Consider the following 16,063-nt stretch of genomic DNA (forward strand, 5'->3'; position numbering starts at 1 on the left):
GTACTTTTGTTCTGATAATTTTATTGTTCACTTTTAACACCTAATTTTATGTTACACTATTCCCACATTTTTAAGTATTGGCAAAATTTAATGCCTTTAAGAGCTTTTAAAATATGCCTTTTGATCCTTGTTGTATTTTTTGATCATTCAGTTGTCCAAACACAAGATTTGGATCCTGTTAAAAAAATTAGTTATGATCAGCTTGAGACCGTTTCATTTGCGATTTCCAGTGATTTAAGCCTGGAGACTCTTCACCCATCCGACATTCTAATGGCACGTAGTGAAGTAACTAAAAAAAGCAAAATCATCACGGTAGATCAGTCTGGTAAATTAAGAACGGAAACAATTTCGTTGTATAGCAATGGTCAAGAAAAGAGCCAATTTACAAGACCTTATCGAACCGTTCTGGATGATCAAGGAGTTAAATTTTATAATGCTGAGAATGTCCTTTATTTTCAAGAGCAACATTCAGAAGGTGAAGAAATTCCAACTTTTGAATTAACGGAAGATTTTATGGATCATTTTGGCTATCATCCCACCTTGCAAAAGCCAAATCAAGATGAGCTATATGCACTGATTAATTCTGGTTTTTCAATTGATTTTGATGGACAGAGTATTCTGACCTTAGTTGATTCTAATTTCCGCGCAGTTTTTGATTTTATCAAGCAATCCACTTTGGAGGAATTTTATAAAAATGGTGTATTGCACCATAGCATATATACCCAGTTTTCTCCAGAATTGGAAAATGGTATGACTGTTAAAGTCTTGACTATTGATAAGTCTTACCTCTCCCTAAGAAATGGAGGATTAATGGAAAAAACCACTCAGACTGAATTTAATAATTATGAAATAGACAACCAATCAGTTTATCAAATAGAGAATTTTAACGATTTAAACACGAGATCCAATAGTTCTCAGTCGAGAATAACAATAAATCAATTTGACAACAAGGTATTTACAAAACAAGAGTCGGTGGTTTTATGGCCTAATCCAATGACAGATATCATAAATGTTGAGGTGAATGATTCTGCTGGTAAATTGGAATACAGGATATTAAACTTACAAGGTCAAACCATTGTCTCAGGTGGATTTCAAAGAAAAATACAAATTAACCTTTCCGACATTTCTAGCGGATCATACATTCTGGAAATTAAAAATGGAACTAATTTTTACTACAAAAAATTTCAAAAAATCTAACATTGTTTAACTAACTAGAAAAATTACATCATGAAAAAATTAAACTTCACTATATTGTACCTTATTATGTTTTATCTTGGCAATGTCATGGCTCAGGAAATTCAAGGTCAAAATAACCAACCAGGTGGTGCAGCAGGATTTAATCAAGTGATTGGATTAGGCGGACCTTCAATAGAAGCTAATTATGTACCAACACAGGTCGATAATCCACCAGTATCACCTGCTCCGGATGAAGGGCTAAGAAACATTTTTTGGGTGCACGGACTAAATGGTGACATTGGTTCTTGGGCAAGAGCTGCTACTGCATCTGAATTTAATGTAGCACCTGACTTTTCGGCGAGAAAAGTAATTTCTAATTCGAATTTCACCTATACCCAGTCTTCTGGTTTGTTAGATGCATCTGCACAGGTTGGTACCTGGATTAGAGGCACCAAGGATAATCATCCCGACAGAGACTTTATCATTGCACATAGTCAAGGAGGAATCGTCAGCCGTGGATTGTTGCATTTAAATTTTTGCACCACGCCTAAAACCAAACCAAATTTTGGAGGTTTGGTCACATTTTGTAGTTCACACCAAGGAGCACTTTTATTGAATAATGTAGCAGAATTTGAAAAATTGGCTATAAAAATGTGTACTGAGATGAATGACGGTCCAATACTCGAAGGATTATTAGATTTCAAAATTTTTGGTTTACCTCTTCCCTGGAGACTGGGAAAGAAAGTATTGGTAACCGTGGATAGCCTTTGTGAAGATTTTACCAAAACCATTTTCCCATTAGTATTAAACAAAGAAACACCAAACATTACCAAAGATTATGAAGTTGGGGCACCATTGTTAAAAAAGATGAACGATTGTCTGGACGGAAATCGAGAACTTGAAGTTTTTCCTAAAGTTGCATTTTATGGTGTTGAACCAAAAGAACACCTTATGCTTAGAACTGTTCTTTATTTTGCGAAATCTTCTCAAGTACCAGATTATTTTCAAGCCAAAGATGATGATGAACTTATTTCTGATTTTGATACAACATATTCAAAATATCGAAGAAAATATGAAACTTATGCAAATAACTATAATATTGCTTATGATCACTATAATAAACTTGAGTGTTATAAAAAATGGAAAATTCTACCACCACCTTGTCATCAGCTAAAGAAGGACGTTGAAAAGTATAAAATTCTCAAGGAAGCTTACTTAAAAGGAGTGAATTTTTTAGATCAAATGGATGATCAGTATAAATTAATTATTGGAGCTTTGGAAATCAAAAAAATCACAAAACATTTCTGTGTTTGTGAGAACCGTTTGACTGGTAGGGTTGAACGGTATGAAGTCAGCGATCCTACTTTATGTAATAGAAAGACCAGACCAGAAATAGAATGTTATCCTTTAGATCAGATTGAGTATTTAAGAATAGAAAAAGATTCTGACGGGGTCGTGTTGGCAGAATCTGCAGCCAATTTACCGGGTGCTACTTATGCTCCTCAAGAAATGAAAAATTCCTCTCATATGCAGGCAAGAAATGATGAGGAATTGAAAAAGGGCTTAATAAGGTTGTATGAGGGAGGAACCGATCCATTTTTTAGAACTCGTGCGAAATAGATTAATTTACCAATGGAGGCAATTATTTGCCTCCTTTTAATTAAATAACAAAATGAAACAATTTACTTTAATGCTTGGATTATTTTTTTACATACTCATACATTTGGCGTGTGAGCCACACGATATGCCTTGCATAAATCCACCTTGCGAGCCGATAGACACTACTATGCCAAAACCAATGGTCGATACCAATATTGTGTGGAAACACAATGCTGACACCAATCGGAATATATGTTCTACTATGAAGCCGGTGTTATTTGGAAACACAGTTTTATTCAGCCGCAGAACCTCAGGAATCCCGGATGGATTTATGTTTTTTGATAAAAAAACAGGAGAGCTTCTCCATTTATACGAGGATCATATTAGCCCAAATTGGAAATCTGGATCCACTTATCAATATGAACAATTTTGTGTGGTAACAGATTGGCATGAGGTCTTCCTGTTGGATTTAACAACGAATAGATTGATTAAACGAATCAATCTCAGAGATTATGGATATGAGGGTTTACCGAGAATCGGTGGACTTGGTGAATGGGTGTATCTTCCTGTTGAAAAAGTAGGACATCCCAAACAGGAATATACCAATATCTGGTTGCGCTGGAATATGATGACTTACCAATTGGAAGAGGTGCTCACCATCGTGGATCAAGGCACTTTTGTCGCAGGTTTTGAATCCCTTGCTTTTTGGTTTAAACCAAATGGAGATACTGTGATGATCTTTCAAAATAGACAATACGATTTTATCAATCGAAATCGACGCATCGATCTTTACGCTTACAATATGCGGACCAGAGAATTTGAATGGAAAGTTGACTCATTTACCCGAACAGGTAATACCAGTATCTTCCCAATAATCATTCAAGAGGACCGATTGTATTTTCAAGGAGGGAATGAGGCATTTTGTTTTAGCTGTGTCGATGGAAGTGTAATTTGGAATCAATATTTTCCCGGTGAAGGTTTTTTTGTTTCAAATGCGATTTTAGAGGAAGGATTATATGTACTCAAGGGTGAAACAAAAAAAATGTACGCAATCGATCATAAATCTGGAAATATAGCCTGGGTTAATAATGATGCTGGTACATCCTCAAGCAACTTGGTATATCACAAAGGTTCTATTTATTATGAGACGGGTCAGGATGGTTTAGGAGTCCTACGAAGGATTAGGGTAAGAGATGGAAAGGTGGATTGGACCTTGTTTCCAAGCTCCTACAAACAATTTTCACACGCATCCTACGGGCCATCCGGCATTGCAATTGACCATGAGACCGACCTGTTGTATGCCAATGACCGGGTGTATCATTTGTGTATTAAATTGCCAAAATAAACCCTGTTTTTATGATTCAAGAACTACCTAAAACTATTTGAATTATTTTTAACACTAAGATTATGAAAACAATTAAATTGATTTGCTTATTCTGTCTTTTAAATGGATTTATGAGTTGTGAACCCAGTGATCTGATCACAATTATTTTAGATCAACACCCTCAGGATACCACATTTACTGCGTCAGTTATAGACAGCAATATTGTTTGGAAGTACAATCCGGGTTTAAACCGCAATATATTCTCTTCCATGAATCCAGTACTGTATGGCAATACCGTATTGTTTAGCCGCAGGACTTCGGGATTACAGGATGGGTTAATGTTTTTTGACAAAAAGACAGGAGTGCTTCTGAATTTATTTGAAAATCATACGAGTAATGAATGGTTATCTGGAGAGAGCTATCAATACCAGCATTATTGTGTACTGACTGACTGGTACGAAGTATTTTTATTGGACATGGAAAACAAAAAAATACAAAGAAGATTCAACCTAAAAAATTTTGGATATGAAGCCCGTCCCAGGATTTCAGGATTTGGAGAATGGATATACATTTCTGTAGGCCATAATGGCCATCCAAGGAAAAATTATACAAACACATGGTTGCGATGGAACCTGACCACAGACCAAATGGAAGAGATCTTGTCTATAGAAGATCCAGGAACTTTCGAAGCAAGTTTTGAATCACTGGCTTTTTGGTTAAAGCCAAATGGAGATACCGTAATGATCTTTCAAAACCGACAATATGATTTTATTAATAAAAATCGGCGTATCGATCTATATGCTTTTAATATAAGGACTAAGGAATTTGAATGGAAATTGGACTCTATTACCAAAACTGGCAATTCCACTATTTTTCCAATTCTCATACAAGATGATCGTTTGTATTTTCAAGGTGTAAATGACGTCTATTGTTATAGTTGCTATGATGGGAGTTTAATTTGGGAACGGTATTTTCCGGAAGTAGGAATTTCTAATGCAAACGCCTTACTGGAGGAAGGAAATTATATACTTCAAGCCGGAGAGAATAAAATGATTGGGATAAATTCTTTGAATGGGAAAATTAACTGGACTAATCATTCTGCAGGCTATTCACTAAGCAATTTAGTATATCACAAAGGATATATTTATTATGAGACAGGTAAGGATGGATTAGGAGTCTTACGACGGATAAGGGTAAGTGATGGAAAAGTGGATTGGACGCTTTTTCCAAGCGCCTACAAACAGTTAACAAACGCATCCTACGGCACTTCCGGAATAGCTATTGACCATGAGACCAACCTGCTTTATTCCAATGACCGGGTGTATCATTTGTGTATTAAATTACCTAAATGAACTAAGTCAGGGATGCAATGCTTTAACAAGATTGATTCTATATTCAAGCAACACTAAATAAGCGAACACCAATTTATTACTAGCAAAAGATTTTATTACCTGATTAATTCAGCAAAATGCGACCTGCAGTAAGTGCTATTAAATTGTATGTCGTAAGCTTTACGAATGTATACATTCTTACTTTTTGGACCAATTTCACAATGCTTTAAAAAATATTTATTAATTCACTTAAACACCAACAATTATGAAAGACCTTATTAAATTTTCTTTCGTCATTATTTCATTAATCATCACCTCCAACCTATTCTCACAAAATTTGGGAGTGAGAATTGGGATGAATTTATCAAACATGTATTTAGCGGATATAACGCATCTATATAGTAAAGATTTTAAATTAAATCCGGGAATTCATTTAGGTTTAACTGGCAATTTGCCACTCAACAGAATATTTTCACTTGAAACAGCTTTGCTGTTTTCAAAAAAAGGTTTTATAAGTGAAGGTCAAGAAGACTATTTAGGAACATTAGCCGAGATTAAAGGTACTACAAATCTCTTCTACCTTGATATTCCATTAAATCTAAAAGCTGCATTTAGTATGAAAGCAAGTAAAATATATTTTCTATTTGGGCCCTATATTGGAATTGGTATTTTCGGTGAATCCCGTTATGAAATAAACCAATCAGGCGCAACTAAAACAAGAACTGAATTGGTCTCATGGGGATCTGATCCGGAATATGACGATATACGTAGATATGATTTAGGGTTAATTATGGGTGTTGGAATTGAGTTGACTTCTTTTCAGTTTGGAATAAATTATGGATTTGGATTAGCCAATATTTCGCCCTATATCGCAGATGAGATTACCATGAATAATTTAGTTTTTGGATTATCACTCGGATATAAGTTTAATCGTATCCGACCAGTAAACTACCAGTAATTTAAAATCATAAAGGTCAATAGATTTGCAAAAAATGAAATCTATGAATCTGTGGGAATAATTGCCTCAGAATTGGAAACCAAAGTGAATATAAGCAGTTGCTTGGATGGTTGCGATTGATCAACATTTTTGAGAACAGGTAGCTTCCAGAAAATGGTTAGGACCGGGTTTTGGACTCTTTTATCCTATCTGTTTCAAAGCTCCAGAACCCTGGATTGCACTAGTTGGCATTTTTCTGAATTGCTTTATTCTAAACTATTCATTGTCTTTAGACCTCATGAACATTTTAGAAAAACAAGCGGCCACTGGATCTCATCCAATGGCCGCAGTATAACTGATTCTGATTAAATGTTTGGTTGAAACTTATGGTTTCTTTAATTTGTTGGCAAAATCTCCGCCTTTCACCATGCTGATTTTGTCCAGACTGACGTGCTTTTTAATGGCTTGATTCACCTGATCAACGGTCAGAGTGGAGAGTTTTTTCTCAAAATCTTCCGTAAACTGATAAGTCCGACCGATGTGATGCAAATAACTCAAACCGGAAGCAAGTGAATTGTCCTGAGATCTGGTCACCTTGCGGGATTGCAGTATTCCTGATTTTGCTTCTTCGAGTTCCTTGTCTGTAAATCCATCTTTCAGCATTTTTTCAATTTCTTCTTTGAAGGCTTGCTCCAGACGATCGCGGTTTTCCGGTGCATAAATGGCATACACCGTAAAATTACCGGCCCTGTCCAATGATTCTGCATTCAGCTGAGAGCCCACTCCGTAAGAAATACCTTCCTTCTGGCGAATTCTGGTGGCCAAGCGGCTGTTTAGAAATCCTCCTCCCAAGATATAGTTGGCCATTACCAGCGCAGGATATTCCGGATCATCGTCCCGCACCGCTATATTACAACCCGCCAAAAACATGGCATTGGCCTTGTCCGGCGTTTCGATGTTGAGGTCTTTTTTAGGAGCATCGTTGTATTTGGCCGTGATTCGCGCATAAGGCTTGCTGCTTTTCCATTTTCCAAAATCTTTCACCAACTGGGATTTTATCGCGTTTTCATCAAAATCACCTACAATGGCTACAGAGGCATTGGTGGAACCATAAAATTCTTTGTGAAAACTCCTCAGCTCGTCAATTTTCAGATTTTTAACAGCCTCCATTTCTTCTTCCAGACTCATGGTATATCGGATGTCACCTTTGGGGTAAGGACTGAGGTGTTTGGTGTACGCCAATCTCACCAGAGATTGGGGATCTGATTTTTGCTCTTCCAGGTTGGCGAGATCCTCGTTTCTGAGTTCTTCAAATTCCTTTTCTGAAAATGCAGGGTTTTTCAACATGTCGTTGACCATGCTGAGCACCTGGGAAAGATTGTCTTTGGTGGTCTGCACAGAGGCTGTGACCTGACCGCGGGATTCATAAAAATTGACCCTGGCTTTGAGTTTGTCCAGCTCGTCCTTGATTTGTTGCCTGCTCATGGTTTTTGTGCCGCGATCCAGCATCGCAGCTGTATAATTGGCGATAACAGCTTTGTTTTTTAAACTATTTTCGTCACCCATGTACAAGGTCATGGTAGCATTGACCATATTGCCTTTGGTGGATTTTGGCAACAGTGCCCATTTGATGGAATTGCTTTCCTGTCCTCTTTTGGTGCGCTTTTCAATGTTCATGGGAGATGGGTCAAAATCCTCACCCTGGGCTTTCGGGGGATCTCCTTTGTAACCCTTGAGCAGAGCAGCAATATCCGGGGCAGAAGGAATTTCCGAACGGTCTGGTTTTTCTTCCGGAATAAACAATCCCACGGTTCTGTTGCTTGGTTTGAGATAGGTGTGCGCGACCCTTTGCACATCTTCCTGGGTAACTTTGCGGATATGGTCCCTGTAAAGGAAGGTCAATCTCCAATCACCCATCCCGATGTATTCGCTTAACCTCCTTCCAAGGGCTTCGGTGTTGTTGAAAAGCAAATCAAAATCTTTTAATTTTTTGGTGATGGATCTTTCCACTTCTTCTTTGGTGGCCGGATTGGATTTCATTCCATCCAGGGTTTGAATCAGGGTGTTTTTGGCGTCTTCAAGATCGTTTTCTTTCCTCACCTGAGCGTTGAAATAAGCAAAACCGGGTTCTTTCAAAGTGGCGCACCATCCCCAAATGCTGGAAGCTTTTTTGGTTTCCACCAGGGCTTTGTATAGTCTGCCCGAAGGCTCTGACGTCAAAATATCGGTGAGGACATCAAATGCAGCTGCATCGGGATGTGCACCGGGAGGAATGTGATACATACAAGCCACCGCCTGGACATCTCCCACTCTTTTTAAGGTGACCAATCTTTCTCCATCCTGGACGGGTTCTTCGGTATAGGTAGGGATCAATTCTCTTTCGGGTTTGGGTATCTTCCCGAAATATTCTGTCACCAAATCCACCACTTTTTTCTCATCGATTTTACCAGCGACCACCAATACGGCATTATCGGGCTGATAGTATTTGCGGTAGAAAGCCTGGAGTCTGTCGATCGGCACATTTTCAATGTCTGCTCTGGCTCCAATGGTGGTGTTGCCATAATTGTGCCATAGATAGGCAGTTGACATCACCCTTTTCATCAAGACGCCGGTTGGACTGTTTTCTCCGGACTCATATTCATTTCTCACCACAGACATTTCGCTGTCCAGGTCTTTTTTGGCAATAAAAGAATTGACCATGCGATCGGCTTCGAGGTCAAGCGCCCAGCGAAGATTTTCTTCGGTGGCCGAGAATGTCTCAAAATAATTGGTTCTGTCATACCAGGTGGTTCCATTCGGTCTGGCACCATGGCTCGAAAGTTCGGATGGGATGTCTGGATGTCTGGGGGTTCCTTTAAACACCAAATGTTCCAAAAGATGCGCCATTCCTGTCTCGCCATATCCCTCATGTCTGGATCCTACCAGATAGGTAATGTTGACAGTGATGGTTTGTTTGGAATTGTCCGGAAAGACCAAAAAGCGAAGTCCGTTGGGGAGCTTGTATTCTGTAATTCCTTCCACCGAGGTGACTTTTTCAGCTTTTGGATCTGAGTTTTGGGCATTGGTGGTGGAAAGGGTTTGGGCACTGGCCTGGTTCATATTGTTGTCCTGTTGGTTGGTGGTTTTTGCCGAAGTGGCGGCTCCGACAATTTTAGGTTTTTTTGGGTTAAATCCCTGGGCCTGCAGTGTATGAAAGCAGACACCGGTTGAGATTAACAAGAAAAGAATGGATTTGATCATATTTTGCATTTTTAGTGATTAGACGTATGTGTTTCCAAGCATTAACGTACCAACTACGAAAGTGTTCGTAATTGAAGAAAAATATTTTGTCAATTTAGGACATAATTGATCGGCTTAAGTTTAAGATGCTCTTCCATTTGGCTGGATCTAATGATAAAAATTATCTATTCAATATCACCCTGTCTCAGTTTTTCCATGTTCTCGGCGACCCTCAGGGCCTCAATGATATCATCCAACTGGCCGTTCATAATTTCGCTTAAGTTGTACAATGTCAGATTGATGCGATGATCAGTCACCCTGTTTTGAGGATAGTTGTAAGTTCGGATTTTGTCCGAGCGATCGCCGGAACCCACCAATGATTTGCGCTGGGCTGCAATGCTGGACTGGTGGGCCTGAAGGGATTGTTCCTTTATTTTCTGGATCAATCTCCCAAATGCAATTTCACGGTTTTTGTGCTGGGATCTGCTCTCGGTGCTTTCGGAGACTACCCCGGTGGGTAGATGGGTAAATCTTACCCCTGATTCCGTTTTATTGACATGTTGACCTCCGGCGCCACTTGATCGAAAGGTGTCAACCCTTAAGTCAGCTTTGTTGATGTCCATATCTTCCAATTCCATTTTTGGGAGGACCACTACAGTGGCTGCACTGGTGTGCACCCTTCCGGAAGCTTCTGTATCCGGTACCCTTTGGACCCTGTGAGCACCAGATTCGAATTTGAGTTTGGCATATACATCGACTCCCGATACATCAAGGACAATCTTACTGTATCCTCCAACTGTACCTTCTGTTTCTGAAAGCACTTCCCATTTAAATCCCTGCAAATCAAAAAAACGGGTGTACATTCTCAATAGATCCCCTGCAAAAAGGCTTGCCTCGTTACCACCCGTACCGGAGCGGATTTCAAAAATGACGTCCTTGCTGTCTTCAGGATCTTTGGGTACCAATTTAATTTTAAGGTCTGCTTCCAACCTTTTCAATTCTGAATCAGCAAGCTCAAGCTCTTCTCTTGCAAAATCTGCCATTTCTGCATCAGCTCCTTCCAGCATTTCTCTGGCATCTTGCCGGAGTTTTAAATTTTTAAGGTATTCCAGATACAAACGGACGATTTCTTCGAGATCCTTGTATTCTTTGCTGGTTTTTGAATATTCGCCAATGTTGGATACAACCTCCGGATCAGAAAGCCGCTCTTCCAAAGTCTTGTACCGTTCGTGGATGGATTCTAATTTTTGAAGCAATTGCATACATTATTGGCTAACAGGGGGCAAAAATAGCTTTTGCAAAGTTATTGCGATTATATTTTATTTGCAGTGATATCAATGATTTCAATGATCTTTGATCTTTCCAATATGAATTATTTTGAGATCATAAAATTAGCATTTTCCAACCTCAAAGCCAATTTGATGAGGACGATTCTCACCATGGTAATTATTGCACTTGGCATCACTGCCTTGGTTGGAATTCTAACTTCGATTGACGGAATTTTGTATGCCATGAATAAAAATTTTAGTTCGTTGGGTGCAAATTCCTTTTCCATCGAAAAGAAAGACAAAGGCTTTAAGATGCGCCAAAGGGGAATGAAAAAACTGGAAGCTCCGGTGATTAGTTATGAACAGTCGAAGAGATTTAAAAAAGCGTTTTCTGAGAAAGCCATGGTATCCATCAGTTATGCTGCGGGAAGCAGCGCATTGATTAAATACCTTGAAAACAAAACAAACCCGACCATTCAAATAAGGGGAGTGGATGATAACTATGCCACCATCAACGGACTCGAATTGACAGAGGGCCGTTTTTTTTCGGCATCAGAGCAAGAGTATGGTTTGAGAAAAGCAGTATTGGGATCCGATTTGGTAAAAACTCTTTTTGATGGAAAGGAATCAAATGCTTTATCAAAAATCATTGCCATCAATGACCAGAAATATGAAGTAGTTGGTGTACTTAAGTCAAAAGGAGCCAGTATGAATGAGGGCGCAGATAAGCGAATTTTGATACCATTGGAGCGAAGCAGAATTGACTTTGCAAAAGCAAATCCGGATTTTGATTTATTGGTCTTATCACCTGCTTCAGAATTGACTGAAAGTTTGATTTCTGAGGCGATTGGCGAAATGAGAATTATTCGGGGACTTAAGAGTTATGAAGAAAATAATTTTGAAATAAATACCAGTGACGGATTGATCAGCTTTCTCAAAGAGAACACCACCAAAATAAGAGCTGCTACAATCGTAATTGCCTTGCTAACACTATTGGGTGCGGCCATTGGATTGATGAACATTATGCTCGTTTCAGTCACAGAACGTACGCGTGAAATCGGAATTGCGAAGGCCTTGGGCGCAACGCGAAAAAATATTTTGAATTTATTTATGACGGAAGCCATTCTCATTTGTCAAATTGGAGGCATCGCCGGAATTTTAATAGGAATACCCATCGGTAATTTTGTCACCCTGTTGATGGGTGGAGATTTTTTGATTCCATGGGCATGGATTCTATTGGGATTTGTTGTTTGTACTTTTGTAGGATTATTTTCCGGACTCTACCCGGCACAAAAAGCTTCCAAACTTGATCCGGTTGAATCTTTGAGGTTTGAATAAACCTATGTTTTAATCAGGCGAACTGTTTCGATACGGGTGTCGGAGACCAGTTCAAAAATAAAAGTATATCCATCCTGACTTATTTCCATCCCTTGTTCTGGAATGGCACCCGAGGTCATCACCAAATACCCTGACAAGGTGTGGTATTCTCCCTCCGGCAAATGTAAATGATAGGTATTGTTGAGATAATTGATTTCCAATCTGCCTGAAAATACAAACTCAGATTCTGAAATTATTTTTTCTATAAATTCTTCCTTATCATGTTCATCTTCAATTTCTCCAAATATTTGCTCAAGGATATCTTCGAGGGTTATGATTCCTGAAGTCCCTCCATATTCGTCCACCACACAGGCGATGGAAAGGCGGAGTTTGTTCATGCGAAGCATCAGATCATAGACATTGAGTGTCTCGGGTACAAATGGCATTTCCATGATCATCTCTTTCAGGCTGTCTGATGGCTTGAACAACTGCTGATGGTGTACATACCCCAATACATTGTCTATGTCACCATCCGTCACCAAAATTCTGGAAAGCTTTGATTCTGAAAAAAGTTGTATTAGTTCTTGAATGTTTTGGCTTACATCAAGGTGTACGATTTCATTTCTAGGTACCATACAATTTTTCACCCTAACCTGTTTCAGGTTGAGGGTATTTTTGAAAATGTCAGTATCGATTTCTTCATCGGTAAGTTTCATAGAACCTTCCATGTAATGTTCCAGATCAAGAATTGAAAAGCGGTATCTGGTGGGAGCAATGGTGGCTTTTGAAAATTTCCGGATCAGGAAATTGGAAGCTGAAGTCATAACCAGTGAAGGAATGTAAAGAATCTTGGACAAAAAGCTGAGCGGAAGCGCTGTATATTGGATTAATTCGTTGGCAAACAATCTAAAAAGTACCTTGGGGAGAAACTCTCCAAAGATTAAAATGATGGTCGTGACCAGAAGGGTATTGGCAATAACCTGCATTCCGGTACTCCATTGTGAGAGTTCAAGAAAGGGGGTAAGCAGGGTGGTTAAGAGATAGGTTAAACAGACAAGAGCGATGTTGTTTCCCAACAAAATGACCGAAATAAATTTTTCAGGCTTATCATAAAATTCAGAAATTATATTGCTGCTGCGATCTCCTTTGTTTTTCTTTACCTCAATACTGAGCTTGTTGGCTGTAAAAAAAGCAATTTCAGCACCGGAGAAAAAGGCACTGAGAACAAGAAAGAGAATAATCCAAAAAACAAGCATCTGTTTGATTGTTGATGCAAAGATATTTTATTTGAGGGATTTCGTTTTGTTGTCTTGAAATGGACCAAGAGCGATTGAAAATGACTAACTTTACGTCTCTTTATAAAAAAATGTAAATTTTTAAAATATATAAAGAGAAAACAGATATATAAAATACATATAGTCAAGGATATATAATGGGATTGTTCAATTTTTTTATGCAGGAGTTGGCCGTGGATTTAGGTACAGCCAATACACTGATCATGCAGGATGGCAAAGTAGTGGTGGATGAACCCTCGATTGTTGCAATTGATAAAAAAACCGGTGAGACCATCGCGGTTGGGAATAAAGCCATGCAAATGCATGAAAAAACCCATCGAAACATAGAGACGGTTCGACCTTTAAAAGACGGCGTGATTGCAGATTTTCAGGCGGCTGAGAACATGATTCAGGGAATGATTCAAATGATTGGCAGCAAGCGCAAGTTTTTTACCCATCTGAGAATGGTCATCTGTATCCCTTCGGGTATTACAGAAGTGGAGAAAAGAGCAGTTTTTGATTCTGCCGATCACGTAGATTCCAAGGAGACTTATTTGATTCATGAACCAATGGCCGCGGCCCTTGGAATTGGTCTCGATGTTGAAGAACCTGTTGGCAATATGATCATTGACATTGGTGGAGGAACCACCGAAATTGCGGTCATCGCTTTGTCTGGGATCGTCTGTGATCAATCCATCCGGGTGGCAGGTGATGAATTTACAGAGGACATCATCGATTATATGAGGCGCGAACACAATCTCCTGATAGGAGAAAGAACCGCAGAAAAAATAAAAATTAATGTTGGATCAGCAATTCAAAACTTAGAGAATCCACCTGAACCTTACGCTGTGAATGGAAGAGATCTCATGACGGGTATTCCCAGACAGATTATGATTCGTTATGAGGAGACTGTTGGCGCGCTCGATAAATCCATCATGAAAATTGAAGAGGCCATTCTCAAGGCATTGGAAATGACGCCACCTGAATTGGCTTCTGATATTTACAGAACGGGTTTGTACTTAACAGGTGGAGGTGCTCTTCTAAAAGGACTGGACAAACGATTGAGCATGAAAACACATTTGCCCGTAATTGTTGCAGATGATCCGTTGAGGGCAGTGGTAAGAGGTACAGGGATTGCACTCAACAATACGGATAGATTTTCTTTTCTGATTGATCGTAAAAGTTTGTAATCGTTTAGATTGTCAGGATCATCCAATCCATTTGACCAAAACACGCTTAGTCAATAGATGTTATGTTGGAAGCTTTTAAAACGGTAGTTAGGAACGGCTCCTTCATTTTGTTTTTAATATTGCAGCTTTTGTGTTTTTTCTGGGTCGTCAAATACAACCAAAAACAATCTCAGATTTTTTTTTATTCTTTACAAGTGGCAGCCCAAGCCACAAATGCCAGGGTAAAGGACATTGTTTCCTATTTTTCACTTAAGGATAAAATGAAAGAGCTCAAAGAGGAAAACGCCAATCTTTTGAAAGACCTAAAAAATATTCAGGAATTTTTAAAAAAAGATAGTTTGGCGCAGCATTTTAAAGACAGTTCTGTTTTGAAGCAAAATAATCATTTTAATATTATTTCTGCTGCCGTAGTGAATAATTCTATTTCTCGAAAAAACAATTACCTGACCATTGATAAAGGAAGTTTGGATGGTGTAAATCCTGGAATGGGCGTGATATCATCAAAAGGAGTGGCAGGCATTGTGATGGACACGGGTATTCATTATTCGATCGTTATGTCGCTTTTGCATTCTAATTCAAGGTTGAGTGCCAAGCTCAAGAGAAGTGGTTTTTTTGGGACCTTGGTATGGAGAGATTTTGATCCACGTTATGTCTATCTGGAAGAGATCCAAAAATATGCCGATGTTCAGGTAGGTGATACTGTTGTGACCAGCGGTCATTCTATCATTTTTCCGGAAGGCATCCCGATTGGTGATGTTATTTTATTTGGAGTAGAACCAGGTGCCTTTACCTACACCATGAAAGTTCGTTTGTTTCAATCATTTTCATCCCTTAAATCGGTCTATCTGATCGATCACAAATACAATAAAGAAAAGCAGTCTCTTGAAAAAAGAAGAATAGAAGATGAATAAAGAGATAAGAGCCAATGTGATCAGAATAGTGCTGTTTGTTTTGTTGCAGGTGCTATTGTTAAAGGACATACAAATCATGACTGGTTCTGTACAATACCTTTATTTGATGGTATATCCCTTATCCATCATCATGCTACCACTTGCGATGCCTCAATTCTTTTTATTGCTTACCGCATTTGGACTTGGCTTCTTTGTTGATCTTTTTTATCAGTCGGTTGGGGTGCATGCATCTGCCTGTCTTTGGTTGGCGGCGGCAAGACCTTTCATTCTGAGATACCTGGAACCAAAATCTGGATACTCCACGGGATTAATATTGAGTGGAGGAAGTCTTGGTATTTTTTGGTTCTTGCAATACATTTCCATCTGCCTTCTTGTCTTTTTCTTTTCTTATTTTTGTATGGAGATGTTTTCATTTGTGTATCTGGGTACGATTCTGATCAAAACAATCGTGAGTTTGTTTGTATCTGGAATGATTATTTTTTTGATACAAATTATCTGGAATCCTAAATACTAAATT

General features: G+C 38.8%; 12 protein-coding genes. 9 read left to right on the forward strand and 3 right to left on the reverse strand.

Annotated elements, in window-relative coordinates:
- Positions 1-120: 120 nt before the first annotated feature.
- The 5 genes from IPM48_05810 (at position 121) to IPM48_05830 (ending at position 6,388) form a co-directional block, all read left to right on the forward strand.
- Entirely contained in the window at positions 121-1,197 is a 1,077-nt protein-coding gene (locus IPM48_05810; GenBank protein MBK9271091.1) for a T9SS type A sorting domain-containing protein, read from the forward strand.
- 30 nt (positions 1,198-1,227) lie between these two features.
- Entirely contained in the window at positions 1,228-2,796 is a 1,569-nt protein-coding gene (locus tag IPM48_05815; GenBank protein MBK9271092.1) for a hypothetical protein, read from the forward strand.
- Positions 2,797-2,848: 52 nt separating this feature from the next.
- Complete coding sequence (locus IPM48_05820; GenBank protein ID MBK9271093.1) at positions 2,849-4,120, forward strand: PQQ-like beta-propeller repeat protein; 1,272 nt, start codon at positions 2,849-2,851, stop codon at positions 4,118-4,120.
- Between the two features lie 62 nt (positions 4,121-4,182).
- Complete coding sequence (locus IPM48_05825; GenBank protein MBK9271094.1) at positions 4,183-5,451, forward strand: PQQ-binding-like beta-propeller repeat protein; 1,269 nt, start codon at positions 4,183-4,185, stop codon at positions 5,449-5,451.
- A 244-nt stretch (positions 5,452-5,695) separates the two neighbouring features.
- Complete coding sequence (locus IPM48_05830) at positions 5,696-6,388, forward strand: PorT family protein (protein ID MBK9271095.1); 693 nt, start codon at positions 5,696-5,698, stop codon at positions 6,386-6,388.
- Between the two features lie 363 nt (positions 6,389-6,751).
- On the opposite strand, the gene IPM48_05835 is transcribed toward IPM48_05830, so the two are convergent.
- Together IPM48_05835 and prfA are read right to left on the reverse strand one after the other, a co-directional pair.
- Positions 6,752-9,466 (reverse strand): insulinase family protein, encoded by a 2,715-nt coding sequence (locus IPM48_05835; protein MBK9271096.1) that lies wholly within the window; start codon positions 9,464-9,466, stop codon positions 6,752-6,754.
- Positions 9,467-9,771: 305 nt separating this feature from the next.
- Positions 9,772-10,842 carry a peptide chain release factor 1 gene (gene prfA, locus IPM48_05840; GenBank protein MBK9271097.1) on the reverse strand — a complete coding sequence of 357 codons (1,071 nt, stop codon included), beginning with the start codon at positions 10,840-10,842 and terminating at the stop codon, positions 9,772-9,774.
- 165 nt (positions 10,843-11,007) lie between these two features.
- Here prfA and IPM48_05845 point away from each other — a divergent pair, with 165 nt between their 5' ends.
- Positions 11,008-12,192: an ABC transporter permease gene (locus IPM48_05845; GenBank protein ID MBK9271098.1), complete on the forward strand. Its 1,185-nt coding sequence runs from the start codon at positions 11,008-11,010 to the stop codon at positions 12,190-12,192.
- 2 nt (positions 12,193-12,194) lie between these two features.
- Here IPM48_05845 and IPM48_05850 read toward each other — a convergent pair whose 3' ends face one another.
- Positions 12,195-13,427, reverse strand: coding sequence for an HlyC/CorC family transporter (locus IPM48_05850; GenBank protein ID MBK9271099.1), 1,233 nt, complete (start codon positions 13,425-13,427; stop codon positions 12,195-12,197).
- A 176-nt stretch (positions 13,428-13,603) separates the two neighbouring features.
- Here IPM48_05850 and IPM48_05855 point away from each other — a divergent pair, with 176 nt between their 5' ends.
- The 3 genes from IPM48_05855 (at position 13,604) to IPM48_05865 (ending at position 16,060) form a co-directional block, all read left to right on the forward strand.
- On the forward strand, positions 13,604-14,635 hold the full coding sequence (locus IPM48_05855; GenBank protein MBK9271100.1) for a rod shape-determining protein: 1,032 nt from the start codon (positions 13,604-13,606) through the stop codon (positions 14,633-14,635).
- Positions 14,636-14,697: 62 nt separating this feature from the next.
- Positions 14,698-15,546, forward strand: coding sequence for a rod shape-determining protein MreC (gene mreC, locus IPM48_05860; protein MBK9271101.1), 849 nt, complete (start codon positions 14,698-14,700; stop codon positions 15,544-15,546).
- Positions 15,539-16,060, forward strand: a complete 522-nt coding sequence (locus IPM48_05865) for a hypothetical protein (GenBank protein MBK9271102.1) — start codon at positions 15,539-15,541, stop codon at positions 16,058-16,060. The genes mreC and IPM48_05865 overlap by 8 nt, the downstream gene beginning before the upstream one ends.
- The last annotated feature ends 3 nt before the right edge of the window (positions 16,061-16,063 follow it).

The sequence above is a fragment of the Saprospiraceae bacterium genome (assembly GCA_016715965.1).
Classification (GTDB): domain Bacteria; phylum Bacteroidota; class Bacteroidia; order Chitinophagales; family Saprospiraceae; genus Vicinibacter.